22 protein-coding genes and 1 pseudogene are annotated in these 25,070 nt (G+C 56.7%); 19 read left to right on the forward strand and 4 right to left on the reverse strand.

Annotated elements, in window-relative coordinates; genetic code table 11:
• Nucleotides 1–229 precede the first annotated feature (229 nt).
• The gene (locus tag ACI77I_RS23835; protein ID WP_406998551.1) at nucleotides 230–856 is read right to left on the reverse strand and encodes an alanyl-tRNA editing protein; all 627 of its coding nucleotides are present in this window, start codon (nucleotides 854–856) and stop codon (nucleotides 230–232) included.
• Between the two features lie 89 nt (nucleotides 857–945).
• Here ACI77I_RS23835 and ACI77I_RS23840 point away from each other — a divergent pair, with 89 nt between their 5' ends.
• A complete protein-coding gene (locus ACI77I_RS23840; protein WP_406998552.1) occupies nucleotides 946–1,878 on the forward strand; it encodes a LysR family transcriptional regulator in 933 nt (310 codons plus the stop codon).
• 127 nt (nucleotides 1,879–2,005) lie between these two features.
• Here ACI77I_RS23840 and ACI77I_RS23845 read toward each other — a convergent pair whose 3' ends face one another.
• Together ACI77I_RS23845 and ACI77I_RS23850 are read right to left on the reverse strand one after the other, a co-directional pair.
• The gene (locus ACI77I_RS23845) at nucleotides 2,006–2,413 is read right to left on the reverse strand and encodes a PA2817 family protein (RefSeq protein ID WP_083359297.1); all 408 of its coding nucleotides are present in this window, start codon (nucleotides 2,411–2,413) and stop codon (nucleotides 2,006–2,008) included.
• Nucleotides 2,414–2,502: 89 nt separating this feature from the next.
• The gene (locus tag ACI77I_RS23850) at nucleotides 2,503–4,950 is read right to left on the reverse strand and encodes an acyl-CoA dehydrogenase (protein ID WP_406998553.1); all 2,448 of its coding nucleotides are present in this window, start codon (nucleotides 4,948–4,950) and stop codon (nucleotides 2,503–2,505) included.
• Between the two features lie 191 nt (nucleotides 4,951–5,141).
• Between ACI77I_RS23850 and ACI77I_RS23855 the strand changes: the two genes are divergently transcribed.
• The 7 genes from ACI77I_RS23855 (at nucleotide 5,142) to ACI77I_RS23885 (ending at nucleotide 9,753) form a co-directional block, all read left to right on the forward strand.
• The gene (locus ACI77I_RS23855; protein WP_406998554.1) at nucleotides 5,142–5,801 is read left to right on the forward strand and encodes a transglutaminase family protein; all 660 of its coding nucleotides are present in this window, start codon (nucleotides 5,142–5,144) and stop codon (nucleotides 5,799–5,801) included.
• Between the two features lie 56 nt (nucleotides 5,802–5,857).
• Nucleotides 5,858–6,475 (forward strand): glutathione S-transferase family protein, encoded by a 618-nt coding sequence (locus tag ACI77I_RS23860; RefSeq protein WP_094953719.1) that lies wholly within the window; start codon nucleotides 5,858–5,860, stop codon nucleotides 6,473–6,475.
• Between the two features lie 134 nt (nucleotides 6,476–6,609).
• Nucleotides 6,610–7,542 (forward strand): ABC transporter ATP-binding protein, encoded by a 933-nt coding sequence (locus tag ACI77I_RS23865; RefSeq protein WP_406998555.1) that lies wholly within the window; start codon nucleotides 6,610–6,612, stop codon nucleotides 7,540–7,542.
• The gene (locus ACI77I_RS23870) at nucleotides 7,539–8,318 is read left to right on the forward strand and encodes an ABC transporter permease (protein ID WP_094953721.1); all 780 of its coding nucleotides are present in this window, start codon (nucleotides 7,539–7,541) and stop codon (nucleotides 8,316–8,318) included. The genes ACI77I_RS23865 and ACI77I_RS23870 overlap by 4 nt, the downstream gene beginning before the upstream one ends.
• Before the next feature lie 676 nt (nucleotides 8,319–8,994).
• Nucleotides 8,995–9,219: a hypothetical protein gene (locus ACI77I_RS23875; RefSeq protein ID WP_406998556.1), complete on the forward strand. Its 225-nt coding sequence runs from the start codon at nucleotides 8,995–8,997 to the stop codon at nucleotides 9,217–9,219.
• Between the two features lie 36 nt (nucleotides 9,220–9,255).
• Nucleotides 9,256–9,504 carry a hypothetical protein gene (locus tag ACI77I_RS23880; RefSeq protein WP_406998557.1) on the forward strand — a complete coding sequence of 83 codons (249 nt, stop codon included), beginning with the start codon at nucleotides 9,256–9,258 and terminating at the stop codon, nucleotides 9,502–9,504.
• 48 nt (nucleotides 9,505–9,552) lie between these two features.
• The gene (locus tag ACI77I_RS23885; RefSeq protein WP_406998559.1) at nucleotides 9,553–9,753 is read left to right on the forward strand and encodes a hypothetical protein; all 201 of its coding nucleotides are present in this window, start codon (nucleotides 9,553–9,555) and stop codon (nucleotides 9,751–9,753) included.
• A gap of 368 nt (nucleotides 9,754–10,121) precedes the next feature.
• On the opposite strand, the gene ACI77I_RS23890 is transcribed toward ACI77I_RS23885, so the two are convergent.
• Nucleotides 10,122–11,414 carry an OmpP1/FadL family transporter gene (locus ACI77I_RS23890; protein WP_406998561.1) on the reverse strand — a complete coding sequence of 431 codons (1,293 nt, stop codon included), beginning with the start codon at nucleotides 11,412–11,414 and terminating at the stop codon, nucleotides 10,122–10,124.
• A 442-nt stretch (nucleotides 11,415–11,856) separates the two neighbouring features.
• On the opposite strand from ACI77I_RS23890, the pseudogene ACI77I_RS23895 reads away from it, so the two are divergent.
• The 11 genes and pseudogenes from ACI77I_RS23895 to tssJ all read left to right on the forward strand — a co-directional run bounded on the left by ACI77I_RS23895 (nucleotide 11,857) and on the right by tssJ (nucleotide 25,068).
• Nucleotides 11,857–12,783, forward strand: a pseudogene (locus ACI77I_RS23895) (IS5 family transposase).
• Nucleotides 12,784–13,750: 967 nt separating this feature from the next.
• On the forward strand, nucleotides 13,751–15,307 hold the full coding sequence (gene tssA / locus ACI77I_RS23900; RefSeq protein ID WP_406998563.1) for a type VI secretion system protein TssA: 1,557 nt from the start codon (nucleotides 13,751–13,753) through the stop codon (nucleotides 15,305–15,307).
• A gap of 31 nt (nucleotides 15,308–15,338) precedes the next feature.
• Nucleotides 15,339–15,842, forward strand: coding sequence for a type VI secretion system contractile sheath small subunit (tssB, locus tag ACI77I_RS23905; protein ID WP_406998565.1), 504 nt, complete (start codon nucleotides 15,339–15,341; stop codon nucleotides 15,840–15,842).
• Nucleotides 15,843–15,870: 28 nt separating this feature from the next.
• A complete protein-coding gene (gene tssC / locus ACI77I_RS23910; protein ID WP_406998567.1) occupies nucleotides 15,871–17,346 on the forward strand; it encodes a type VI secretion system contractile sheath large subunit in 1,476 nt (491 codons plus the stop codon).
• 13 nt (nucleotides 17,347–17,359) lie between these two features.
• A complete protein-coding gene (gene tssE, locus ACI77I_RS23915; protein WP_406998569.1) occupies nucleotides 17,360–17,767 on the forward strand; it encodes a type VI secretion system baseplate subunit TssE in 408 nt (135 codons plus the stop codon).
• A gap of 10 nt (nucleotides 17,768–17,777) precedes the next feature.
• Nucleotides 17,778–19,565: a type VI secretion system baseplate subunit TssF gene (gene tssF / locus ACI77I_RS23920; protein ID WP_406998571.1), complete on the forward strand. Its 1,788-nt coding sequence runs from the start codon at nucleotides 17,778–17,780 to the stop codon at nucleotides 19,563–19,565.
• Nucleotides 19,529–20,536 (forward strand): type VI secretion system baseplate subunit TssG, encoded by a 1,008-nt coding sequence (tssG, locus tag ACI77I_RS23925; RefSeq protein WP_406998573.1) that lies wholly within the window; start codon nucleotides 19,529–19,531, stop codon nucleotides 20,534–20,536. Before tssF ends, tssG begins: the two co-directional genes overlap by 37 nt.
• 12 nt (nucleotides 20,537–20,548) lie before the next feature.
• On the forward strand, nucleotides 20,549–23,167 hold the full coding sequence (gene tssH / locus ACI77I_RS23930) for a type VI secretion system ATPase TssH (RefSeq protein ID WP_406998575.1): 2,619 nt from the start codon (nucleotides 20,549–20,551) through the stop codon (nucleotides 23,165–23,167).
• Between the two features lie 40 nt (nucleotides 23,168–23,207).
• The gene (locus tag ACI77I_RS23935; RefSeq protein ID WP_406998577.1) at nucleotides 23,208–23,348 is read left to right on the forward strand and encodes a type VI secretion protein; all 141 of its coding nucleotides are present in this window, start codon (nucleotides 23,208–23,210) and stop codon (nucleotides 23,346–23,348) included.
• Between the two features lie 17 nt (nucleotides 23,349–23,365).
• On the forward strand, nucleotides 23,366–24,562 hold the full coding sequence (tagH, locus tag ACI77I_RS23940; protein ID WP_406998579.1) for a type VI secretion system-associated FHA domain protein TagH: 1,197 nt from the start codon (nucleotides 23,366–23,368) through the stop codon (nucleotides 24,560–24,562).
• Nucleotides 24,563–24,567: 5 nt separating this feature from the next.
• Nucleotides 24,568–25,068: a type VI secretion system lipoprotein TssJ gene (gene tssJ / locus ACI77I_RS23945; RefSeq protein WP_406998581.1), complete on the forward strand. Its 501-nt coding sequence runs from the start codon at nucleotides 24,568–24,570 to the stop codon at nucleotides 25,066–25,068.
• The last annotated feature ends 2 nt before the right edge of the window (nucleotides 25,069–25,070 follow it).

A 25,070-nucleotide genomic window follows, 5' to 3' on the forward strand; every position in this document is an offset into this window, starting at 1 on the left:
CCGTAAGGGCGGAACCCTACGAAGCCGTTACCGCAGCAACGGATATGTACTCATATCTACCTAAAAACCCGGTCAAAAACTTAGCGCAACACAAAAAGTTGCGTAGATACCCATGGTCATCGCAGGCAAGCCCGCTCCCACATTTAATCTTCGCTGCTTTGGGCATTGCGTTCGCTTAACTGAACGGCATTAGGGCAAGCCCGCTCGCCACAAAAACGCGTGTGTCGTTTCAGATGATTTCGTAGCGCACCGACAACGTGCCCTTTTTCTCCGACAAGCCCAGTATCGTCACCTCGCCCAACTCGCTCAAAGCCTGCACATGCGTGCCGCCGCAGGCGTAGGCGGGTAATTCACCGAAGCCTACTTCGCGGGTGCCATCTTCCAAGACCATGTGACGCGGGTAGTCCGCGGCGATCCACTGGTTGATTTGAGTTTGAATCGCCTCGGCGTCCATGGCTTGTGCGGCTTCGCCACGAATAAAGGTGATTTTGCACTCGCCCGGCCAGTGATGGGCCTTGATCGGCATCCAGCCCAGGCTCTCCCCGGCGCTGCCAATCAGATGCCCGGCAGAATGCAGGCGTGTGTGCAGGGCGCGGCGCTGTTCATCGACCCGCGCGATGATCTGCCCAGGCTCCACAGGCTGGTCAACGTAATGCACCACTCGGTCGGCTTCCTGGGTGACGCGCAGCACCTGGCTGTCGCCGAGCCAACCGGTGTCGAAGGGTTGCCCACCGCCCTGCGGGTGGAAGATCGTCGACTGCAAGGTCACAGCAAACAGGCCTTCGTGCGGGGTGCAGGCCAGCACTTCAAGCTCGGCAGTCAGGTGGTCGTGGGTAAAAAACAGGCGCTCGGTCATCGTTTACATCCGCATCAGGGTTCTACGGGCAGTATAAATAGTGCGCAGATGGGTGATAATCCGTTCAATTATCAATGGACCTGTGCGTCATGAGCATCAATCTTCCTTTGCCGCTGCTGGGTGAAATGGCGATTTTCGTCAAAGTGGTGGAAACCGGCAGCTTCTCTGAAGCGGCGCGGCAACTCAGCGTTTCGCCTTCGGCGGTAAGCCGCAGCATCTCACGCCTGGAACAGGCACTGGCTACGCGCCTGTTGCAACGCACCACGCGCAAGTTGCGCCTGAGCGAGGGCGGTGAAGAGGTGTTCAAGCGGTGCCAGGAAATGGTCAACGCGGCGCGCTCGGTGATGGAAATCAGCGGCCAGTTCACCCACGAAGCCGAAGGGTTGGTGCGGGTCAGCGTGCCCAAGGCAGTCGGGCGGTTTGTGGTGCATCCGCATATGCCTGAGTTTTTGCGGCGTTATCCGAAGGTGGATGTGCAGTTGATTCTTGAGGACCGGCATGTGGACCTGATCGACGACAACGTCGACCTGAGTATTCGCATCACCGACAGCCCGCCGCCCGGTCTGGTTGGCCGACAATTGTTGCCCATCGAACACTTGCTGTGCGCCACCCCGCAGTACCTGGCCGAGCACGGCACGCCGGACCATCCGCATGATTTGCTTGAGCACAGTTGTATTTACCTCGGCGAAACGCCGGGCGATTCACGCTGGAAATTCCGCCAGGGCGGCAAGGCGGTGACGGTCGGGGTGCGCGGTCGCTATGCGGCGAACCACACTGGGGTGAGGCTGGACGCGGTGTTGCAGCATGTGGGGATTGGCAGCTTGCCGTATTTCACCGCGCGGCATGCGCTGGAGCAGGGGCGGTTGGTGCAGGTGTTGCCAGTGTGGGATTTTATTGCGTCCTACCATGGCGAGGCGTGGTTGCTGCATTCGCCGACGCGGTATTTGCCGCCGAAGTTACGCGTGTTTATTGATTATCTGGTGGCGTGTATGGCGAAGGAGCCGACGTTGCGTCGACGCTGATTGTAGGCGCTGGCTCATGTGGGAGCTGGCTTGCCTGCGATGCAGGCGACTCGGTCTGGAAGTCAAAACCTTGGCGACTCCATCGCAGGCAAGCCAGCTCCCATAGAAGAGCGTTTGTTCGCTGGAATCAGTGCTTGCTTTGATCCTGCGGCATGGCCAGCAGCTGTTTTTCCTGGTTCCAGTCAAACGGTTCGTCGTTCTGTTCAGCTTCGAAACGACGTTCTTCCAAGGCCTGGTACAGGTCCAGTTCTTCATCCGGCATGAAGTGTAGGCAGTCACCGCCAAAGAACCACAGCAGGTCGCGCGGCACCAAGTGGGCGATTTGCGGGTAGCGCAGGATAACCTGACTCATTATGTCCTGGCCCAGGTACTGGCTTTCGATCGGGTCGATCGGCAGCAGGGCGCGCAATTCGTCGAAACGCTCCAGGAACAGGGTGTGGCTTTCCTCGGGCACCTGTTCGGCTTCGCCGACGGCAACCAGGATGCTGCGCAAGTGGTCGAGCAAGACGAGATGATCGGCAACGACGTTGGACACGAGATAAGTCCTCAAAGCAAAAACGGGCGCGAGAGTATATGCCTCTCGCGCCCGTATTTATATCATCTTAGCTTATAGGGCGTGGGTGATCAGCGGACTTTACCCTCAGCCTGGGTCAGCTCTTCCTTGCTGAAATCATCCACGTCGATCACCTTGCGCCGTGCCGCTTCGGCGTCGCGCAGGGTTTGCGCTTCGGCCGGTTGTAGCACTCCGGCGTGCAGTGCGGCATCGATGGCATGCTCACCGGCACTCGGTTTGACTTGGCCGCTTTTCAGCGCGGCGTGCAGCTTTTTCTGCAGCGGTTGGCTGGCACCGAGCAAGTCGTAGGCATGTTGCAGGGCGCCGACCGGGTCTTCTGCCGATTGCGGACGGTAGCAGCCGGCCAGTAGTTCTTCGAGGGTCGGGTCGCCTTTGGCGCGACCGATGACGGCGGCTACTTCGGCATCCAGCGCATCGGACGGCCCGGTATGGCGACGCCCGAACGGGAACACGATCACCCGCAGCAGGCAGCCGAGCACCTTGTTCGGGAAGTTGCTCAGCAGCTCATCCAGCGCGCGTTCCGATTCGCCGAGGCTTTCTTCCATGGCCCAGGCGAACAGCGGTTCCAGGTGGTCCGGCGAATCCAGGTCGTGATAGCGCTTGAGCGCCGCCGACGCCAGGTACATGTGGCTCAGCACATCCCCCAGGCGCGCCGACAGGCGTTCGCGACGTTTCAACTCGCCGCCCAGCAGCATCATGCTCAAGTCGGCAAGCAGGGCAAATGCGGCTGCCTGACGGTTAAGCGCACGGAAGTAACCCTGGCTCAGGCGGTTGCCCGGGGCTTTCTCGAAGTGGCCAACACCCAGGTTCAGCACCAAAGTGCTGGCGGCGTTGCTCACGGCGAAACCGATGTGTTGCATCAGCAAGCCGTCGAACTCCTTGAGTGCCTGGTCATGGTCTTCACGGCCGGCGAGGGCCATTTCCTTGAGCACGAACGGGTGGCAGCGAATCGCGCCCTGGCCAAAGATCATCAGGTTGCGCGACAGGATGTTCGCGCCTTCCACGGTGATGAAGATCGGCGCGCCTTGCCAGTTACGGCCCAGGTAGTTGTTCGGGCCCATGATGATGCCCTTGCCACCGTGTACGTCCATGGCGTGGCTGATGCACTCGCGGCCGCGCTCAGTGAGGTGGTACTTGAGGATCGCTGACAGCACCGAGGGTTTTTCCCCCAGGTCCACCGCGTTGGCGGTGAGCATGCGTGCGCTGTCCATCAGCCAGGCATTGCCGCCGATACGCGCCAGGGCTTCCTGGATACCTTCGAAGGCCGACAGCGGCACGTTGAACTGCTCACGCACCTGGGCGTACTGGCCGGTCACCAGGCTGGTGAACTTGGCCGCGCCGGTGCCCACCGCGGGCAGGGAGATCGAGCGGCCCACCGACAGGCAGTTCATCAGCATCATCCAGCCCTTGCCGAGCATCTCCTGGCCACCGATGAGGAATTCCAGGGGGATGAACACGTCTTTGCCCGAGTTGGGGCCGTTCATGAACGCCGCGCCCAGTGGCAGGTGGCGGCGGCCGATTTCCACGCCAGGGGTGTCGGTGGGGATCAGCGCCAGGCTGATGCCCAAGTCTTCTTTATCGCCCAGCAGGTGGTCCGGGTCATGCGCCTTGAACGCGAGCCCCAACAGGGTCGCGACCGGGCCGAGCGTGATGTAGCGTTTTTCCCAGTTGAGGCTTAGGCCAAGGGTTTCCTTGCCCTCCCATTCACCTTTGCAGATCACGCCGGTGTCGGGCATGGCGCCAGCGTCGGAGCCGGCCAGCGGGCCCGTCAGCGCGAAGCACGGAATATCGTCGCCACGCGCCAGGCGCGGCAGGTAGTGGTTGCGTTGTTCATCGGTGCCGTAATGCAGCAGTAATTCAGCCGGGCCGAGGGAGTTGGGCACCATCACCGTGGAGGCCAGGTCGCCGCTGCGGGTCGCGAGCTTCATGGCAACCTGGGAGTGGGCGTAGGCGGAGAAGCCCTTGCCGCCGTACTCCTTGGGAATGATCAGGGCAAAGAAGCCGTGGGTCTTGATGTGTTCCCAGGCAGCGGGCGGCAGGTCCATGGCCTGGCCGATTTCCCAGTCGCTGACCATCGCGCAGAGTTCTTCGGTAGGGCCGTCGATGAAGGCCTGTTCTTCTTCGGTCAATTGCGCCTTGGGGTAGGCCAGTAACTTGTCCCAATCGGGGCGACCGCTGAACAGTTCGCCATCCCACCATACGGTGCCGGCATCAATCGCGTCGCGCTCGGTCTCGGACATCGGCGGCAGGACTTTCTGGAACCAGCTGAACAGCGGCTTGGTGAAGTATTGGCGGCGCAGGTCGGGCAGCAGCAGGGGCGCGGCCACGAGGGCGATCAACACCCAGAGGATCAGCAGCAGCCAACCCGGTGCGTGGCTCCAGGCGCCCATCGCCAGCAGGTAAACGGCGACCACGCCCAGGGCGGGCAGGGGCGCGGTGCGGCGGTGTGCCAGGTAGGCAATGCCGACCACCAGAACCAGTATCCACAACAACAGCATATTCAATCCTCCGTGAAACCAGGGGCGAAACCACCATGGAGCTTAGTCGGCATCCGAAAAAGCGCGGTGATGAGCGTGTAACGAGTTGTACAGGAAGCACCGATCACCAGGCGCCGACATTTGGCCGAATCGTCGTTATCGCAAGGGCAGACCTGTCGTTAGACTCAAGGCTTCCTCCGGAGATAACGCTCATGGATACGTACCTGCATCCCAGCCGCTTCATCGATAGTGACCACCCTGCGGTGGTGGAGTTCGCGGAAAAACATCGCGGTCCCAGCGCGGATTTGCGTGACCAGGCAGTCAGTCTTTATTACGCCGTGCGTGAGGCGATTCGCTACAACCCCTACACCTTCAGCCGCGACCCAGGCACCCTGAGCGCCAGCTTCGCCCTGGCTGCCGGTGAGAGCTACTGCGTGCCCAAGGCCACCTTGCTCGCCGCCTGCGCCCGCCACTGCGGCATTCCGGCGCGCATCGGCCTGGCGGATGTGCGCAATCATCTCTCGACGCCACGCCTGATCGCTTTGCTCAAAAGCGATGTGTTCGCCATGCACGGCTATACCGAGTTGTACCTGCGCGGGCGTTGGGTCAAAGCCACGCCTGCGTTCAACAGCCAGCTGTGCGAATTGTTTGATGTACCGCCGCTGGAATTCGATGGCCTCAACGACAGCGTGTTCCATGCGTTCAATCGCCAGGGCCAGCGCTCGATGGAATATGTGCTGGACCACGGGCAGTTTTCCGACGTGCCGGAGGCATTTTTCTTCGCGCATATTCAGCAGTGTTACCCGCACCTGTTTGCCGAGGACATGCCGATCCTGCTGGGGGACCTGCAGAGCGATTTAAGCCGCGCATGAACCGGCGTATGCTGCTGCGTTCATCAAGCCATGTTCATCAACGATAAGGCGCGGTCATGCTGAAAGTCTGGGGTCGTAAAAATTCATCAAACGTCAGGAAAGCACTGTGGTGCGCCGAGGAGCTCGGCCTGGACTATGAAGCAATTGATGCGGGCGGAGCTTTTGGTGTGGTCGACACGCCGCAATACCGAGCGTTGAACCCCAATGGCCGGGTGCCGATGATCGAAGACGGCGACTTTGTGCTCTGGGAATCCAACACCATCGTGCGTTACCTCTGCGCCAAGCAGGCGTCGAACTGGTACCCAAGCGACCTGCAAGCGCGGGCGAATGCCGAGAAGTGGATGGATTGGACCACGTCCACCTTCGCCGAACCGTTCAAGATCGTGTTCTGGGGCGTACTGCGCACCCCGGCGGAAAAACAGAACTGGGACACCATCCACGCCGGGCGTCAGGCGTGTATTGATGTGCTCCACACCGTCGAGCAGGCACTGGCCGTGCAGCCGTATCTGTCGGGCAACGCGATCGGCATGGGCGATATCCCGCTGGGCAGCTTCATTTATGCCTGGTTTGAAATGCCCATCGAACGCCCGTCGATGCCCCATTTAGAGGCCTGGTACCAACGCTTGCAACAGCGCCCGGCCTACCGCAAAGCCGTGATGACCGCGTTGACTTAATACCCACTATTAATACGGGTGACTGTACTTGTGCGGCGCGGGCAAGCAACATGCCTGCCATGCGCCGCCGTTGAACTACCTGGGCTGCGCCCTCATCTACTGTTCCTATTCCCTTCTTTGGTGCGTATTCCGATATGAGTTCCGCTCTGTCCATCCGGCAGCTAACCAAAACCTACGGCAACGGTTTCCAGGCCCTGAGTGGTATCGATCTGGACGTTGCCGAAGGTGACTTCTTCGCCTTGCTCGGCCCCAACGGCGCTGGCAAATCCACCACCATCGGCATTCTCTCGACCCTGGTCAACAAGACCAGCGGCATGGTGAATATTTTTGGTCATGACCTGGACAAGTCCCCGGCGGCGCTCAAGCGTTCCATCGGCGTGGTGCCCCAGGAATTCAACTTCAACCAGTTTGAAAAGACCTTCGACATCATCGTCACCCAGGCCGGCTACTACGGCATCCCGGCCAAAATCGCCAAGGAACGCGCCGAGCAGTACCTGACCCAGTTGGGTCTGTGGGACAAGCGCGACGTGCCTTCGCGTTCGCTCTCGGGTGGCATGAAGCGCCGCCTGATGATCGCTCGCGCACTGGTGCACGAACCGCGCCTGCTGATCCTCGACGAGCCGACCGCCGGTGTCGACATTGAGCTGCGTCGCTCGATGTGGACCTTCCTCACCGAGCTGAATGAGAAGGGCATCACCATCATCCTCACCACTCATTACCTGGAAGAGGCTGAGCAACTGTGCCGCAACATCGGCATCATCGACCATGGCACCATCGTCGAGAACACCAGCATGCGTAACTTGCTGGGCCAGTTGCATGTGGAAACTTTCCTGCTCGACGTGAAAAACAATCTGCCGGTGGCGCCGCAACTGCTTGGCTACCCAAGCCGCCTGGTCGACGCCCACACCCTGGAAGTCCAGGTGGACAAAGCCATGGGCATCACTGCGTTGTTTACCCAACTGGCCGCCCAGAACATCGAAGTGCTGAGCCTGCGTAATAAAACCAATCGCCTTGAGGAGTTGTTCGTGTCCTTGGTGGAGAAAAATCTGGCGAAGGTGGCGGTATGAGTTCTGAACTGCAACCCAACATTGTCGCGCTGCAGACGATTGTCTACCGTGAAGTGAAGCGCTTTACCCGGATCTGGCCGCAGACTTTGCTGCCGCCGGCGATCACCATGGTCCTGTACTTTGTGATTTTCGGTAACTTGATCGGCCGTCAGATCGGCGACATGGGTGGCTTCACCTATATGGAGTACATCGTGCCGGGCCTGATCATGATGTCGGTGATCACCAACTCCTACGGCAACGTGGTCTCCAGTTTCTTCGGCAGTAAGTTCCAGCGTTCCATCGAAGAACTGATGGTGTCGCCGGTGTCGCCGCACACGATTCTGATCGGCTACACCTTGGGCGGCGTGCTGCGTGGCTTGATGGTCGGCGTGATCGTGACTTTGCTGTCACTGTTCTTTACCCACCTGCAAGTGCATCACCTTGGGGTTACTATTCTGGTGGTGGTGCTGACCGCGACGATCTTCTCGCTGCTGGGCTTTATCAACGCTGTGTTTGCGCGCAATTTCGATGATATTTCGATCATTCCGACGTTCGTGCTGACGCCGCTGACTTACCTGGGCGGGGTGTTCTACTCCATCACCTTGTTGCCGCCGTTCTGGCAGACCGTGTCGCTGGCCAACCCGGTGCTGCACATGGTCAATGCCTTCCGCTATGGCATCCTGGGTGTGTCGGATATCAAGATCAGCGTGGCGATTACCTTTATGCTGGTGGCCACCGTGGTGCTGTATATCGGTTGCGCGCGGTTGCTGGTGAGCGGGCGTGGGATGCGTACGTAAGTAGTTAGTCGGTTGCAAAGAAACGGCCTTAGGGGGGAGGTATCTATTTTCCGAATGTACGGATGGAGCTAAATGCCGAACGGGTGGGCCTTTCATGACGAAAAGTGGGCATTTTAAAATGTGTAAATGGGCTGAAATGACCACCCATACACAGTTCAAAAACCACACGAAAACCGTTCATAATCTGCCGAAAACCGCACATAACGAGACAAAAACCATCAATTCTTCGGTTTCGCAAGGTAGTTGCCCCCCCCCCCGGGCGGGGGCTGTCGGTCATTGATGACATCGGCTATTTGCGTTCCGGTCGTGATGCCCCATCGCCGCCCCGCAATGAGAGTTGCAGGAAACGCACTCTCAACTTGGTTACTGGCACTGAACCGATACGATTTTTCGCAAAGGTTCAGTCGAGGAAAATCTCGCGAATGATAGTACAATAACCTCCCAACTCCCGCGTATTCACTCGTGAACGTTGACCTCTGAGATCATCTAGAACGAAACTGGCTAGTCAATCATGGACCTCGTCGGCCACTTGAATACGACGGCGCCGATTGGCCGTTTTGGTACTCCAACTTGATTCCATAGGCGAAACTCGACACAGCTCAAGTTTGGGTCAAGTGTGTGCCAGCAGTTGAGTTACTCACGAACATAGAGGACCTTCTTTGCGCAGGGTGTAAAGATGGACTTTTTAGAAAGGCTCCCGATCATGACTGCCCCCGACGAAAGAAACCGCCGATTGGCGAACTGGTACAAACTTTTAAGCAATGCCTTTGTCAGCAGCAGCTTGGACGCTTGGCATCGTGAGTTGCGCCGTGAGGTCTATCAGTTGAAAGCTCTGGGCCTGATCGATGCGAGTGAAGCGCATGAGTTGCGCAAGCTGGCTGACGCGGCCTATGGCGATTAAGCTGAAAGCGTGCTGGACGGATAAGGAACGCCCAGCATGGCGATGATTGACAGTGATCGGCTCAAGTTTTTTCTGGGCGCCGCGCAAGACGCTAAGGCAACCTGGGTCGCTGCCGGTAAAGTGCTGGTGGGTGTTGACCGTTACGACCGCGCCGCTTGGGAGCAGGCCCAACTGCAGGTCGAGCAGGCGCTGAATGTTTACAACAGCAAAGCCCGCGATGTGACCACCCTGGTAATGCTGCTGATCGAGCAGGCGGAATACGAGGCCTGCCCCGTCGAAGGGTAGGCCATAATCGTGAGACTTTTAATAACCCCCCAAAAAGGAATCTGAATCATGGACGAGTTTATCTCGCAGACACTGACCAAGTGCCACTACCACCGCTTTTGCCAAGGCCACGTGGACCCTACGCGAGATGCGCAAGGCAACCTCTGCCCGGTTTGCTTGGACTCGATTAACGAAGGGTATGAACAAGTTGAGCTAGAAGAGCAGGTCGATGAGTTGGCTGCCAGGGATCAAGAGGAAGGGCGGAGTTAACGCTCGATGCAACGGTATTGGCAATAGCCGGCATTGATGGCGGGAGGTCAGCGAATCGTGCAGCGCCTTTGCTTGGCATCCAGGTGCGCAATACTTCCCCGGCTTTGGCACCGGACATCTGCCGGAGTTCGGCAATGCCAACAACACGACTAGCCGAGCCTTTTCTGCCAGCAGCATTTCCAGAGAATCAGAGTCTGTCATAGACTCTCTGGTCGAACCTGGTGTTGGCTGTCATCGGAAGGATCATGGCGCGCTTCATTTTCGAGTGAGGGGATGGCACTACGTAAACCAGAGCACGAAGCTGTTTCCTAAACAACAAAACAACCCCGCATTGAACATACAAGCGGGGCTGTTGATCCGGTCGTGAATCAGAAGCGGTAGGTTGCACCCAAGCCGAAGCCGTTCGCACTATTTGCAAACTTGGCGTTGTAGGTCTGGCCCAGGGCGTTGGAGCGGTTAACCTTGACTGACTCTTCTTTGAGATAGGCGTAGGCCACGTCGATGGTCAGGTTCGGCATCACGTCGTAGCCGGCGCCGAGGCTGAAGATGGTTCGGTCACCGGTAGGGATGCGTGGCGAGCGATCAGCATTGTTGGTGGGCGCTTGGTCGAAGGTCAAGCCGGTGCGCAGTACCCATTGCTTGTTGACGCGGTATGAGGTCCCCACGGCATAGGCCCAGGTGTCGTGCCAGTTCTGTTCCTCCTTGATTGTGCCGACGAGTTGCGGGGCGAGCATGCCGCCGCTCATGGCAGAAACCCCTTCGTTATTAACTGTGATGTCTTTCAGACGGCTCCAGCGCGTCCAGGTGGCACCCGCGTATAGTTTCCAGGCTTCACTCAGGTCTTGAGTGACAGACAGATCCCACGACTCAGGCGTATCGATCTTAAGCGAGGCGTCGTAACGACCGTTATTGAGCAAGGAGGCAGGAACGTTCGTGCCTTTGGTGACGTTGGTGTGGCCTTCTAGCTTGTAGCTGACTTTCGAGTGATAGGTCAGGCCCACACGTGTCGTGTCAGTAGCCTGTACCAAGAGACCTGCATTGAAACCAAGTGCGGTGTCACTACCCTCGATCTTGATATTGTTGGAGCCTGTGCCCGGGATTGGCAGGTTGACATCCGACTCCAGGGTCCCGGTCACCCGGTTGATGGTCGGGCCAAAACCGATAGAAACTTTATCATTAAAGGCGTAACTGACCGTCGGCTGGAGAGTGATGACCTTCACTTCGCTCTTGCTGCCGAAAGCTTTGCCCTGGAAACCTTTTTCATAATCGGCCGTCAGGCCGAAAGGTGCGTAGACGCCGAAACCGACAGCCCATTGCTCATTGAGTTTATTAGTATAGAAACCGAACGGCACGGCAATGAATGGCACCATATCGCCCTTATTGCTGCCGCTTGAGCGACCGCCGACTTGGCTGATATCCGTGGAGGCATCAATGACTGCAAAACCGCCCGTCACTTGTTGGCCCTCGAGGCGAGCCATGCCAGCGGGGTTACCAAAAACAGTACTCGCATCATCGGCAGATGAAGATCGTCCGGCAAATCCCGTACCCATCCCGCTGATGCTTTGTTCGTTGAGAGCAAAGCCGCTCGCAAACAGTTGGGAGGATGCCATGGCAATGGCTAGGCTAAGAGTAGTCTTGTAGGTCGTTTTCTTGGAAAGCATTAATTTCTTTATCCTTGGACACTGTAGTGATCGTCACCACTGCGAAACGTAACAAGATTTTGAATTTAGGACAGGTAGGAAATTGAGTCACCATGTAAGGGAAGGTGGCGGTGCGCCGAGCCCTTGGCCGCTACCACCGGATGAGTGCAGTCGGTCTTCAGCTCCACCACGTCCAGCGAAATGCATCGATAAAGAGGGTCCGTCAGTCTGGTTCAGCGATTACGCTGATGAACCTCCACGAACAAACAGTTGGCCGCGCCGCGCTGGGTCGTCTCGTTGCGATCATCACCAGGCAAGTCCTGCGGTAGGCTAGGCCATTACCAACATATCAACCCATGACCTGGACGAGTCTGCCCCTCACTCAGTTCGCTAAGGAAACTCTGAAGAAGACTTCCTGATTTTGATAAAATATCCAGACCCCACCCGCCGAGTTCTGATCGAGATGGATCAAGTTGTGCCCTGGAAAGGACTGATTGCCTTGATCGAACCCCATTATCCAAAGGGTGAAGGTGGTCGCCCGGCCTATCCGCTGATGGCGATGCTGCGTGTTCACCTGATGCAGAACTGGTTCGGCTACAGCGATCCTGCCATGGAGGAAGCGCTGTACGAGACCACTATCCTGCGCCAGTTTGCCGGGCTTGAACTCAAGCGCATTCCAGACGAAACGACGATCCTCAACTTCCGTCGTCTGTTGGAAAAACATGAGATGGCGGCTGGGATTCTGGTGGTAATCAATGGTTACCTGGGCGACCGTGGACTGTTGTGGCGCCAGGGCACCATCGTGGACGCCACGCTGATCAATGCCCCAGTTCGACCAAGAACAAGGACGGTAAGCGCGATCCTGAAATGCACCAGACGAAGAAAGGCAACCAGCATTACTTCGGCGCTAAGGCGCATATCGGCGTTGATGACGAATCAGGCCTGGTGCACAGCGTGGTTGTCACAGCGGCGAATGTCGCCGACATAACGCAAGTCGACAAACTGGTGCATGGCGAGGAGAACGCTGTGGGCGCTGACGCCGGTTACACCGGTATCGAGAAGAGCGAAGAGCATGCCGACCGGAGCGTGATCTGGCAGGTTGCCGCTCGGCGCAGTACCTACAAGAAACCCGGTGAGCGCAGCATTCTTTACAAGGCAATTCGCAAGATATAAAGGGCCAAGGCTCAAGTGCGGTCGAAGGTGGAGCATCCACACAGCGCACTGAAATACCGTTCACCACGGGAATTTAGGCGCTTGGCAGCGGCATCAATTTAACGGGGTATTGGTGTCCGGTTTGATAGGGGCCAGTCCAGTGACGCTGTTTGCCTTGTCGAATCTGTGGATGGCTCACCGACATTTACTGACGGGTGCAGGAGAGGTGCGCCTGTAATGTGGAAATGGATAGGAATAGTTCGCTTGAGGGCCGATAAACGGGAATAAGCGACCGATTTGATCATTTTTTCGATCAAACGCCATTTTTTAAATAGCCACGAGCTGCGGTCTGCCAAAAAGACGCGGCTATTTCAGATCATCCCTAACAGAGCGTATTGACCAGGAACTATTCAGGCTTCCACGGTGGCAGGTGAATCCGAAGCTTATGCTCATCGCCAGCATCACATCTAGAAGGATGGCAGGCAGGCCCTCGATTTCATCGACGAAAAGGTATCGACGAACAGTATGAAACGCTCTCCGAGTGAACCGCCCCGGCCCCCGGAGTTTGTAATATCCTTCTTCCTGGCTGTCGTTACTCAGTCGCCCTGCGAGGTCGAAGAATTAACGGGATGCTCACCTGCGCATCCTGCGAGGGCGATGCATGCTCGGCGTCCGTCAGCTAGAACGCTTGAGAGAGGTGTTGACGTCGATTGGCTCAGGTAAATGATCCTGCTTGTGGCTCAGCGCATGATGGCACTCGATGTCGAAGACCCATATTAAGAGTTTAGAGCCACCCCCCGTAACGGCTACTGGGGCCGCCTTCGGCTGATTGCGCTCCACTCATTCAAGGGCGGCACACAGCGTTTAATGATATTGAGGCATCCCCGCGGGGTGTCGTGCAGGAAAACTCCTCATTTTTCCCGCATTCGCGGTGTGAAACGACTTCAGCGCAGTGACGAAACAGGTCTCCTCAGCACAGGGTGCTAGCCGCTTGGTGTTACCCCCAGAGAGCTCCGCCTGGCCTCCCTTACACGTTCTATTTCAATAATCTTGGCCGCCAAAAAACCTCTGTGAATTCAGTTGATTATCTTCTTTAGAAAGTAATTCACCAAAAATGATTGTCCTTCCTAATGACAGCGGAGGCGGTCTTGTATCAAGCTGATATTGCTAGATTAAAGGATCAACACTCAGCCAGGGGGGCATAGATGACGTACAGCAGCACACTCATGATTCACTATGCCGCTCTTGCTAGGCAGCCCATTTCCAATGAGCAATTTGCCGGCGACGAAGTTCGATACTCGAGTGAGTTCGAGGCACTGGAAGCAGAGCTTGAAAAAGCCACTTCGCTTCACGCCAACGGCCCAATCGACTGGCAAAAAATCCAAGAACATAGCGAACTCATCCTGCGAAACTCTTCAAAGGATCTGCGCGTTGCCGCCTGGCTGACATGGGCATTGCATCTGCGCGAGTCTTTTAACGGCCTACAGGCTGGCCTGGGGATGCTGCTCTATCTGTGTGAGCACCATTGGGAAGAGTTCCACCCAAACAAGCCACGAACACGAGCGGCTGCAATATCCTGGTTGGTGCCGCGCCTTGAAGGCGCGTTAAAAGAAGACGTGCCCATCAAAGAGCAACTGCCGCTTTTTCGTAGTTTGGTTAAACACCTGGAAAAGCTGGATACGGTACTGACCCAGCATCTGGGTGATGCCGCGCCTTTGTTGTTACCGATCCACCGCCGACTGGCGAGCATGGTCCAGCGAGCGGCCAATAATGAGCCAGAACCCGGTGCTTTAGGCCAGGTAGTGGCCCAGGTTAAGCACGCTGCCAATCAGCTGTTTGCACCAGACGCCCCTATAGACAGCGAAAAAGAAGCTCAGAGAGCGCTGCGTAACCAGCAGGAAAGTGCTCGACTGTTATGCGCGTGGTGGCTCAAGCAAAAGTCTACCGATGTGCGCGCGCTGCGCCTCAATCGCACGCTGTTGTGGATGAGTATTGAAGCCATTCCTGAGCGTAATGCCGAAAAAATCACGGCTCTACGCGGACTGCCGGCAGACAAGCTCAAAACCTATCAGGATCGTTATGCCCAAGGGCAGTACGCCGACCTGTTAGTGGAAATCGAAACGAGTTTGGCCAAAGCGCCCTTTTGGTTCGATGGCCAGCGGATGGCATGGGAATGCCTTCAGGGGCTGGATGCAGAAGTTGCGATGCGTGAAGTGGAAAGCCATTTCGCGCTGTTGATACAACGGTTGCCTGGCATCATCGAATTGCGTTTCCACGACGGAGCGCCATTTGCCGACCCGGCCACACGAGCCTGGATCAACGCCAATGTCATGCCGCACCTGCAGAGCAACAGTGCGCCGCGCAAGGTCGAGGTCACCGATAAGCAGCCCGCTTGGGAAGTGGCCTTGGAAGAAGTTCTGCCAATTTTGCGTAAGGACGGCCTCAAGGCGGCTGTGCAAACACTCAAGCAGGGCTTGCTGACCGCGCACGGCGGGCGTGTTCGGTTCTTCTGGCAGTTCGCCCTGGCGCGGCTGTGCTTCACGGCCAAAAAATATGAACTGGCCAAGACCCAGCTGGAAACCCTGGACCAAACACTGCAGGACTCAGGTATGAATGCCTGGGAGCCAGATCTTGCGCTGCAAGTGCTGCATTTACTGCATAGCTGCTGCGAGTTATTGCCGCAGAACCATGCCGTACGTGAACGCAAGGATGAGATATATCGTAGGTTGTGCCATCTCGATCTTGAAATGGTACTCGAATAGGCCTCATGGCCGTAAAGCAAGGAAATGGATGATGGCCAAAGAAGGCTCGGTAGCCCCTAAGGAACGTATTAACGTTACTTTCAAACCCGCCACTGGCGGTACTCAGGAAGAAATTGAGCTGCCGTTGAAACTTCTGGCGATAGGTGACTACACCCACCGCAAGGACGAACGCAAGGTCGAAGATCGCAAGCCTATTAGCATCGACAAGATGACCTTTGACGAAGTGCTGGCAAAACAAGAGTTACAGCTGACACTGAGCGTGCCGAACCGTCTTCAGGACGACAGCGACACTGAAGAGCTAGCGGTAAAACTACGCGTCAACTCGATGAAGGACTTCAACCCGGCCAGCCTGGTTGAGCAAGTGCCTGAGCTGAAAAAACTAATGGAACTGCGCGACGCACTTGTGGCGCTCAAAGGCCCGCTAGGTAATGCACCTGCGTTTCGCAAAGCTATCGAAGGCGTTCTCGCCGACGACGAGGCCCGCGGTCGCGTACTGGGTGAGCTGGGTATGAACACCGCAGCCCAAAACGCGTAAGTCCCCATTAGCCAAGGAAGAGAAGACCATGAGCACGAGTTCAGCACAGAAAAAGAGTACCGAGATTGGCGAATACAGCATTCTTGATAGCATCATCGCCGAAACTCGCCTGACCCCGGATGACGAAGCCTACGAGATCGCCAAACGGGGTGTCTCGGCGTTCATTGAAGAGCTGCTGAAGCCGCAGAACAGCGGTGAACCGGTCAAAAAGGCCATGGTTGACCGCATGATCGCCGAGATCGATGCCAAGCTCAGCCGTCAGATGGACGAAATTTTGCACCATCCAGACTTCCAGTCTTTGGAATCGTCGTGGCGTGGTCTGCAGTTGTTGGTCGAACGCACCAATTTCCGCGAAAACATCAAGATCGAAATCCTCAACGTGTCCAAAGAAGACCTGCTGGACGATTTTGAAGACTCCCCAGAAGTTATGCAGGCTGGCCTGTACAAGCATATCTACACGGCGGAATACGGTCAGTTCGGCGGTCAGCCCGTGGGCGCGATCATCGCTAACTACTTCATGTCCCCGAGCTCGCCGGACGTGAAGCTGATGCAGTACGTGTCCAGTGTTGCCTGCATGTCCCACGCACCGTTTATCGCGGCGGCGGGACCGAAGTTCTTTGGTCTCGAAAGCTTTACCGGTCTGCCGGACCTGAAGGATCTTAAAGATCACTTCGAAGGCCCGCAGTTCGCCAAATGGCAGAGTTTCCGTGAGTCGGAAGACTCCCGTTATGTTGGCCTGACTGTACCGCGGTTCTTGCTGCGTAACCCTTACGACCCGGAAGAAAACCCGGTTAAATCGTTCGTATACAAAGAGACCGTCGCCAACAGCCACGAGCATTACCTGTGGGGCAATACGGCCTATGCGTTTGGTACTCGGCTGACTGACAGTTTCGCCAAGTTCCGCTGGTGCCCGAACATCATCGGCCCTCAGAGCGGTGGCGCGGTTGAAGACCTGCCGTTGCACCATTTTGAAAGCATGGGCGAAATCGAAACCAAGATTCCGACCGAGGTTCTGGTTAGCGACCGTCGTGAATACGAATTGGCCGAGGAAGGCTTCATTTCCCTGACCATGCGTAAAGGCAGCGACAATGCGGCATTCTTCTCCGCAAGCTCGGTGCAGAAGCCAAAGTTCTTTGGCATCAGCGCGGAAGGCAAGGCAGCAGAGCTGAACTACAAGCTCGGCACGCAACTGCCGTACATGATGATCGTCAACCGCCTGGCTCACTACTTGAAAGTGCTGCAGCGCGAGCAACTTGGTTCGTGGAAAGAGCGTACCGACCTTGAGTTGGAACTGAATAAGTGGATACGCCAGTACGTGGCGGACCAAGAAAACCCAAGCGCCGAAGTTCGTGGCCGTCGTCCACTGCGCGCTGCCCAAATCATCGTCAGCGATGTCGAAGGCGAGCCTGGCTGGTACCGCGTCAGCTTGAACGTGCGCCCGCACTTCAAGTACATGGGTGCTGACTTCACCCTGTCGCTGGTCGGCAAGCTGGACAAAGAGTAAGCGACGCTTACTCATGACTGGATACGGCAGCCTTTTCGAACGCCTGGGTGGCGACGCTAAAAAGCGCATCGCCTGGAGCCGCGAGGTTTCAGCCACCGCGTCCGTGGCGGCCCATCTGGCCAAAATGCTCAGTACCCGCGCGGGCAGCGTGCAAACGCTGTCCGATTACGGGCTACCCGATCTCAATGACATGCGCCTGAGTCTACACGACTCCCTGAGTCAGGCCCGCCTGGCCATCGAACGTTTCATTGAAGCCTACGAGCCACGCCTCACTAACGTGCGCGTCGTTTCCCTGCCGCGTGACCCCGACCAGCTTCGTCTGTCCTTCAGCATCGAAGGCCTGCTGGAAGTTGAGGGGTTCAAGCGCCAGGTCAGTTTTTCCGCGTGCCTGGATGGCGGCGGTCAAGTCAAGGTCAACTAAGGAAACACCTTTGTCCTTTAACCACTACTACCAAAGCGAGCTCACCGCCCTTCGCCAACTAGGTCGCCGATTCGCCGAGCGTAACCCAGCGCTGGCACCTTTTCTTGGGCAAGCCGGGCGGGATCCTGACGTAGAGCGGTTACTTGAGGGATTTGCCTTCCTGACCGGGCGGCTGCGCCAGAAGCTTGACGACGAGTTACCCGAACTTAGCCACTCATTAATGCAACTGCTGTGGCCCAACTACATGCGGCCGTTGCCTGCATTCAGTATTTTGCAATTCGACTCGCTGAAACGCACCGGGCCTGCATTGATCGTTGCGCGCGACATGCCGATTGAAAGTGTGCCGATTGATGACGTGCGCTGCCGTTTCCGCACCTGCTACCCGACCGAGATCTTACCGCTGGACCTGACGGCCCTGAACTATTCGGTGAAGGGAGACGGTTCGTTATTAAGCCTGCGTCTGGAAATGAGCGTTGATGGTGACCTTGGCGAGCTGGAGCTCAGCCGTCTGCGCCTGCACTTCGCCGGCGAGCGTTATATCAGCCAGATGCTGTATCTGAGTCTGTTGCGCAACCTGGACAGTATCGAGCTGGTTCCATTAAATGCAGACGGCAAGCCGCTCAATGGTATTAACGGCACCCCGATGGCGTTCAAAATACCTGGTAACCGTGTGCAGCCGGTGGGGTTTGCCGAAGAGGAAGCGTTGATCCCGTACCCGCTGAACACCTTCCGTGGCTATCGTTACTTGCAGGAATATTTCGCCTTCCAGGACAAGTTCTTGTTCGTTGATGTCAACGGTCTGGACCTTATCAAGTCCCTGCCCGAGGACACGCTCAAGCAAATGCATGGACTGGAGCTACGTTTCGACATTCGCAAGAGCGGTATCCAGCGTTTACGTCCGACGCTGGACAACGTAAAGCTCTACTGCACACCCATCGTCAACCTGTTCAAGCATGATGCGTTACCCATCACGCTTGACGGCAAGCAGGATGAGTACCTCCTGCTGCCGGCCAAGTTAGACCTGGAGCACTGCGGCGTGTTCTCGGTGGAAACCGTCACGGGCTGGAAGCCGGGAGGGCTGGGTTATCAGGAGTACGTGCCGTTTGAATCCTTTGAACACGACCCAAGCTTTGACGTGCCCACTAGCCGTTCGCATTACAGCATCCGCCAGCGTTCATCGTTACTGCACGAAGGTCTCGATACCTACCTGAGCTTCGGCATACGTCATCTAGAAGCCAGCGAAACCGTATCGATAGAACTGGTATGTACCAATCAGAACCTACCGCGCAAGCTCAAGCTTGGCGACATTAACCAGGCCTGCGAAGAGACTCTGGAATTTTTGAGTTTCCGCAACATAACCCCGGCCACCTCCAGTTTTGCTCCGCCACTGAACAGTGACTTTCTTTGGAAGTTAATCAGCAATATGTCGCTCAACTACCTGTCGCTGGCCGACGTCAATGCGTTGAAAGTGATTCTCGAAACCTACGACTTGCCGCGTTACTACGACCAGCACGCTGCGAAAGTCAGCAAACGGCTGCTGGATGGGCTCAAATCGATCAAACACCAACACGTTGACCGATTGCACCGAGGACTACCGGTTCGCGGGTTGCGCACAGAGCTGACCATCGATACGCAAGGGTATATCGGCGAGGGCGATTTGTTCGTTTTCGCTTCGGTTCTTAACGAGTTTTTCGCTCTATACGCCAGTCTCAACTCTTATCACGAACTGCGGGTAAAGAGCACACAAGGAGAAGTGTACCAATGGACACCTCGGATGGGCCTTCAGCCGCTGCTTTAAACGGACTCACCCGGGTAATACGCGAGTACTCACTATTTCAGGCCGTACTGCTGGTGGTTGACCGGTTGCGCGAGGCACACCCGTCTCTGAGCGAAAGTGATCTGTACGACCAGTTGGAGTTTCAGGCCAACCCGAGCCTGGGCTTTCCAGGCAGTGACGTTGATCGTGTTGAGTTTTTTACTGAGCACGGAGAGCTACGCGCCCGTATGCGTTTTAACCTGATCAGCCTAGTCGGTTCAGGCTCTCCGCTGCCAGCGTTCTATGGCGAGCAAGCACTGGGCGACAGTGAAGACGGCAACCCGACCCGTAATTTCCTTGACCTGTTCCATCATCGTTTACAGCGGCTAATGCTGACGATCTGGAAAAAATACCGCTATCGAGCCAGCTTTCAGAGTGGCGCGGTAGACCCGTTCTCTTCACAGCTGTTTGCGCTAATCGGCCTCGGTGGTAACGAAGTCCGTAAAGCCCAGGATCTGAACTGGAAACGTCTGCTGCCGTATCTGGGGTTACTGAGCTTGCGGGCGCACTCGGCGGCGCTGATTGAATCGGTATTGCGTTACTACTTCAAACACGCCGAACTGACTATCGAGCAGTGCATCGAACGGCGCGTCGAAATCCTTGACGAGCAGCGCAATTGTTTGGGGCTGACCAACAGCGTACTGGGTGAAGACCTGGTGCTCGGTGAACACGTGCGCGACCGCAGTGGCAAGTTCCGAATTTACATTCGCGAGCTCGACTGGCAGCGCTTTCACGAGTTTTTGCCAATAGGCATCGGCTACCAGCCATTGGTCGCTTTGGTGCGATTTACCCTGCGAGACCCCCTCGATTACGACATTCGTCTGATTCTGCGGCAGGAAGAAATCCGCGAATTACGAATCGGTGAACAAAACGACTGCCGCCTGGGATGGACCAGTTGGCTCGGTCGCGAACGCGCTGACGGAGTGGTGACCTTGGGCAGCAAAATTCATTAAGGGCATGAACCAATGATCAATGTAGACCTGCAACAAATGATCCAGGCGTTGGATGCCGAAACTCGTCGTGACTTAGAAAGCTCAGCTGAACGTTGCGTGGCCCGTGGCGGTAAAAAAATACTCGTTGAAGACATGCTGCTGGGTTTGCTGGATCGACCACAAGGCCTACTCGCACGCGCATTGCAAGATGCTCACATAGACGCCGGTGAACTGCGTGCTGCGCTTCACCCCCGTATTGAGAACAGCGCCTCATGTAATCCCGTCTTCGCACTTGAACTCGTGCACTGGCTGCAGGTCTCCTTGCTGGTTGCTAATCTGGAGTTGGGTCAAAGTTATGTCGATCAAGCTGCGCTGATCCTCGCGCCACTACAAAATCCGATTCGTTATGCAGGTAGTCGCTACCAGCCGCTACTGGCAAAATTGAACATCGAGCGCCTGAAAGAGTTCGCGTTATCGCAAAAAGAACAACCGCCCACAGGTAAACCCGCCATGCCGGGCGAGTCAATGCTGGAGCGTTTCACACACAACCTGACTCAACAGGCTCGCGACGGCAAACTTGATCCAGTGCTGTGCCGTGATGGCCCGATCCGTCAGATGATCGACATACTTGCTCGTCGTCGCAAAAATAACCCCATTGTGGTTGGTGAAGCCGGTGTCGGAAAAACGGCCATTGTTGAGGGGCTGGCCCTGCGCATCGCTACCGGCGAAGTGCCGCCAGCGCTAAAGGGCGTTGAGTTGTTGTCACTGGATATGGGCCTGTTACAAGCCGGTGCCAGCATCAAAGGCGAGTTTGAGAGGCGTCTCAAAGGCGTGATCAACGAAGTCAAAGCATCGGCAAAGCCCATCATTATCTTCATCGATGAAGCCCATACGCTGATTGGTGCGGGTGGCAACGCCGGGGGATCTGACGCAGCCAACTTGCTCAAGCCGGCCTTGGCTCGGGGCGAGCTGCGCACCATCGCTGCGACCACCTGGGCGGAATACAAGAAGTACTTCGAAAAAGACCCGGCCTTGGCCCGTCGCTTCCAGCCAGTGCAGTTACTAGAACCGACGGTCAGTGAGGCGGTGACCATTTTGCGTGGCTTGGCACAAGTTTACGAGAAAAGTCATGGCATCTACTTGCGCGATGATGCCGTTGTGGCTGCAGCAGAGCTATCTGCACGGTACCTGTCGGGGCGTCAGCTACCGGACAAGGCCGTTGACGTGCTCGATACCGCCTGCGCCCGTGTACGCATTAGCCTCGCCGCTGCGCCAGAAAGCCTGGAGCGCCTGCGTGCTGAACTGGCTGAAGGTGGCCGTCAGTATCACGCCATGCGGCGTGATGCCGAGGCGGGCCTGCTGATCGATCATGAAGCGCTGGCCGCGCTGGAAGAGCGCCTCGCCGAGGTCGAAGACGACGCGATTGCTCTGGAAATTCACTGGTCTGAGCAGAAAGAACTCGCCGAGCGCCTACTGGACCTGCGCCAACAACTGGCCAAAGCCCGCGAAGACGTAGCGCTCGGAGCAATCGTCACTGGTGAAGCGCTCGTAGACGAAGAGCACAGGATCGAGTTTCTGGAGTCCAAACTTAATGAAGTTCACCGTGCTTGGAACGATATCTTGTCCTCTGAGCGTTTGGTCAGCTTTGAAGTCTGCCCACGACTGGTCGCCGAAGTCATCAGCGCTTGGACTGGCGTCCCACTGGAGCAACTGGCTCGTGAACACAACGTCAAGGTCGCCAGCTTTGCTACCGACCTGCGCACCCGCATCCGTGGTCAGGAACAAGCCGTTCACACCCTGGATCGCTCTATGCGCGCCACTGCGGCTGGACTGAATAAAACCGACGCACCCGTCGGCGTTTTTCTGCTGGTCGGCCCGAGCGGCGTCGGCAAAACCGAAACCGCGCTGGCCCTTGCTGATTTGTTGTATGGCGGTGATCGCTTCATCACCACCATCAACATGTCCGAGTTTCAGGAAAAACACACCGTCTCACGCCTGATCGGTTCTCCGCCGGGGTATGTGGGTTATGGCGAAGGAGGCATGCTCACTGAAGCCGTACGCCAGAAGCCTTACTCGGTGGTGCTGCTTGATGAGGTTGAAAAAGCCGATCCGGACGTTCTGAACCTGTTCTATCAAATCTTCGACAAAGGCGTCGCCAATGATGGCGAGGGGCGCGAGATCGACTTTCGCAATACGTTGATTCTGATGACCTCAAACCTGGGCAGCGACCGTATCACCGAACTCTGCGAAAACGGCGTGCGTCCGACCGCCGAAGAGCTCGAAGAAGCCATCCGCCCGGTGCTCAGCAAGCATTTCAAACCCGCGCTGCTGGCACGTATGCGTGTGGTGCCTTACTACCCGGTGGGGGGGCAGGTTCTGCGCGAGCTGATCGAACTCAAACTTGATCGCCTGGGTGAACGTCTGAATCGTCGTCAGTTGGACCTCACCTACTCTCAGAACCTCGTTGACCACCTGGCCGAACGCTGCACTCAAAGCGACAGCGGCGCACGTCTGATCGACCACTTACTTGATCTGTACGTTCTGCCATTGGTTGCCGACCGCCTGCTTGATGCCATGGCCACTGGGGAACACCTCAAACGTGTTCACGCAACGCTCGACGGTAACGGCAGCGTGATGTGCGAGTTTGCTTGAAGTGAGCACCCCTACATTGTCTTCAAACTGGAGTTCCCTGATGCCCACTCGCCATTGGCAAGCCGCCCTGTTAATGCTCATCGTTCTAAGCGGCCTCGCCGGCTGCAACGCAAATTACAAGTACAACGACGACATCTATCGCCCATTGGGCGACCCTCACGCGGTCAATCGCGGCAAGTGACTGCAAGGAGCACCATCATGGAACTGGTTTTCGAAATGCTGACCAGCAAGCAGTTCGTGGCTAAGGATTTTGGCCATAAAACCTTCAACCAAAACGGCGGCCTGATCGGTCGAGGTGACGATTGCGACTGGATCATTCCTGACACTAAACGTCATCTGTCCCACCATCACGCGTTGATCAGCTATTGCGAAGGGGCGTACTACCTGACCGATACTAGCAGCAACGGTATTAAGGACTACAAAAGCGGCGCTAGCCTGCGTAAGGGCGAAGCTGTGCGCATCGAGCACGGCAGCGGCTACGTTCTGGGGGACTTTGAGATTCGTGCACGACTGGTACGCCATATGGCGAACATTGACGCAGGCATCGGTAGGCCCCAGCCGGCGGGCAGCATTATTCCTGACAATGCGTTCCTCGAACTTGATCCGCTGAAAATAATTGAGCAGCGGGATCGTGTGGGCTTGGAAATCGACGATCTAATTACCCAGGCAACTGGCACTGAGCAACCCAGTCAGCAGGCTGATTACGCACGTATCGAGATAGAAAGCCTGATGGTGCCCACGCTGATTGAGGCACCCGCCGAACCTGCGCTTGCCCAAGCACAGAACGCTGTCGAGTGTCAGCGAGACCGATTCTGGGAGCACTTCGGTATAGCCCTTGGCGTAAACCTCAAAGACCTCGATGACGACGCCCGCGAGGCCTTGGCGCTGAAAGCCGCACGGCTGCTCAAGCAAAGCATTGATGGTTTACAACAGAGCCTACGCACACGCAGCGAGCTGAAAAATGAACTGTGCCTGGCCCAAACCACCGTTCAAGGCCAGCACAATAATCCGTTGAAGCTCGCCGGTGATGCAGGTGAAGCACTGAGTATTTTGCTACAGGCTAAAAAACTTGGGCAGTTACCGGCTGAACACGCTATTTCAGGTGCATTCAGAGACTTACAAGCACACCAGGTAGCGTTGCTTAGCGCCAGTCGAGCCGCGTTGCGTGGGACGTTAGAGCATTTCTCACCGCAACAGCTGAGCTTGCGTTTCGAGCGCGATTATAAACCGTTGCTAGCAACGTCTGGCAGCCGCTGGAGGGCTTACGGACGCTATCACCAAGCGTTGCAGCAGGACGATGACTGGAGCGAGCGCTTGCTTGCCCGCGACTTTGGTCAAGCTTACGAAGAGCAAATTCGCCTCATTTCCTCCCTTCACAACGACCACCAAGGATGATGTTCATGTCTCACTGCTCGACCACTTTTTTCAAGGCCCTGACAGCGTTCACAGCCTTGGTGCTGCTGGCCGGCTGCTCGTCGCTGTCGCCATATTCAACCCTGACCAAAGTCAACCTGAAGCTCACAGCCAGTGATCATCTGAACCCGGATATCAACGGGCGAGCGTCACCGATTGTCGTGAGCCTATTTGAGCTCAAGCACCCTGTAGCCTTCGAAAGTTCGGACTTCTTCAGCCTCTATGAGCGCGCCAAGGAGTCCCTGGCACCTGACATGGTGGCAACTGAGGAGCTAGAACTAAGACCTGGAGAAACCGTCGAGCTCAATCTCACTGTGAAAAAGGGCAGTCATTACGTCGGGATACTGGCCGCTTACCGAGATCTGTCAGACACAAAATGGCGCTACACAATAAACGTCACCCCTGAAGCCGTCACCAACGTCGATCTGACCCTCGACCAAACGGGTATTCGGCATACCCAAAACATGCTCGTAAAGGCGGATGACTGATC

Origin of the sequence: Pseudomonas sp. D47, assembly GCF_045447305.1 — a bacterium.
Taxonomy (GTDB): domain Bacteria; phylum Pseudomonadota; class Gammaproteobacteria; order Pseudomonadales; family Pseudomonadaceae; genus Aquipseudomonas.

What these genes read in the sequence shown, in the direction of transcription:
- tssA (WP_406998563.1), top strand. Translation starts at nt 13,751, where the DNA reads ATGACGTACAGCAGCACACTCATGATTCACTATGCCGCTCTTGCTAGG.
- tssJ (WP_406998581.1), top strand. Translation starts at nt 24,568, where the DNA reads ATGTCTCACTGCTCGACCACTTTTTTCAAGGCCCTGACAGCGTTCACA.
- tagH (WP_406998579.1), top strand. Translation starts at nt 23,366, where the DNA reads ATGGAACTGGTTTTCGAAATGCTGACCAGCAAGCAGTTCGTGGCTAAG.
- tssC (WP_406998567.1), top strand. Translation starts at nt 15,871, where the DNA reads ATGAGCACGAGTTCAGCACAGAAAAAGAGTACCGAGATTGGCGAATAC.
- ACI77I_RS23865 (WP_406998555.1), top strand. Translation starts at nt 6,610, where the DNA reads ATGAGTTCCGCTCTGTCCATCCGGCAGCTAACCAAAACCTACGGCAAC.
- ACI77I_RS23840 (WP_406998552.1), top strand. Translation starts at nt 946, where the DNA reads ATGAGCATCAATCTTCCTTTGCCGCTGCTGGGTGAAATGGCGATTTTC.
- ACI77I_RS23885 (WP_406998559.1), top strand. Translation starts at nt 9,553, where the DNA reads ATGGACGAGTTTATCTCGCAGACACTGACCAAGTGCCACTACCACCGC.
- ACI77I_RS23880 (WP_406998557.1), top strand. Translation starts at nt 9,256, where the DNA reads ATGGCGATGATTGACAGTGATCGGCTCAAGTTTTTTCTGGGCGCCGCG.
- ACI77I_RS23835 (WP_406998551.1), bottom strand. Translation starts at nt 856, where the DNA reads ATGACCGAGCGCCTGTTTTTTACCCACGACCACCTGACTGCCGAGCTT.
- tssE (WP_406998569.1), top strand. Translation starts at nt 17,360, where the DNA reads ATGACTGGATACGGCAGCCTTTTCGAACGCCTGGGTGGCGACGCTAAA.
- ACI77I_RS23850 (WP_406998553.1), bottom strand. Translation starts at nt 4,950, where the DNA reads ATGCTGTTGTTGTGGATACTGGTTCTGGTGGTCGGCATTGCCTACCTG.
- tssG (WP_406998573.1), top strand. Translation starts at nt 19,529, where the DNA reads ATGGACACCTCGGATGGGCCTTCAGCCGCTGCTTTAAACGGACTCACC.
- tssH (WP_406998575.1), top strand. Translation starts at nt 20,549, where the DNA reads ATGATCAATGTAGACCTGCAACAAATGATCCAGGCGTTGGATGCCGAA.
- ACI77I_RS23875 (WP_406998556.1), top strand. Translation starts at nt 8,995, where the DNA reads ATGGACTTTTTAGAAAGGCTCCCGATCATGACTGCCCCCGACGAAAGA.
- ACI77I_RS23870 (WP_094953721.1), top strand. Translation starts at nt 7,539, where the DNA reads ATGAGTTCTGAACTGCAACCCAACATTGTCGCGCTGCAGACGATTGTC.
- ACI77I_RS23935 (WP_406998577.1), top strand. Translation starts at nt 23,208, where the DNA reads ATGCCCACTCGCCATTGGCAAGCCGCCCTGTTAATGCTCATCGTTCTA.
- ACI77I_RS23855 (WP_406998554.1), top strand. Translation starts at nt 5,142, where the DNA reads ATGGATACGTACCTGCATCCCAGCCGCTTCATCGATAGTGACCACCCT.
- ACI77I_RS23860 (WP_094953719.1), top strand. Translation starts at nt 5,858, where the DNA reads ATGCTGAAAGTCTGGGGTCGTAAAAATTCATCAAACGTCAGGAAAGCA.
- ACI77I_RS23890 (WP_406998561.1), bottom strand. Translation starts at nt 11,414, where the DNA reads ATGCTTTCCAAGAAAACGACCTACAAGACTACTCTTAGCCTAGCCATT.
- tssB (WP_406998565.1), top strand. Translation starts at nt 15,339, where the DNA reads ATGGCCAAAGAAGGCTCGGTAGCCCCTAAGGAACGTATTAACGTTACT.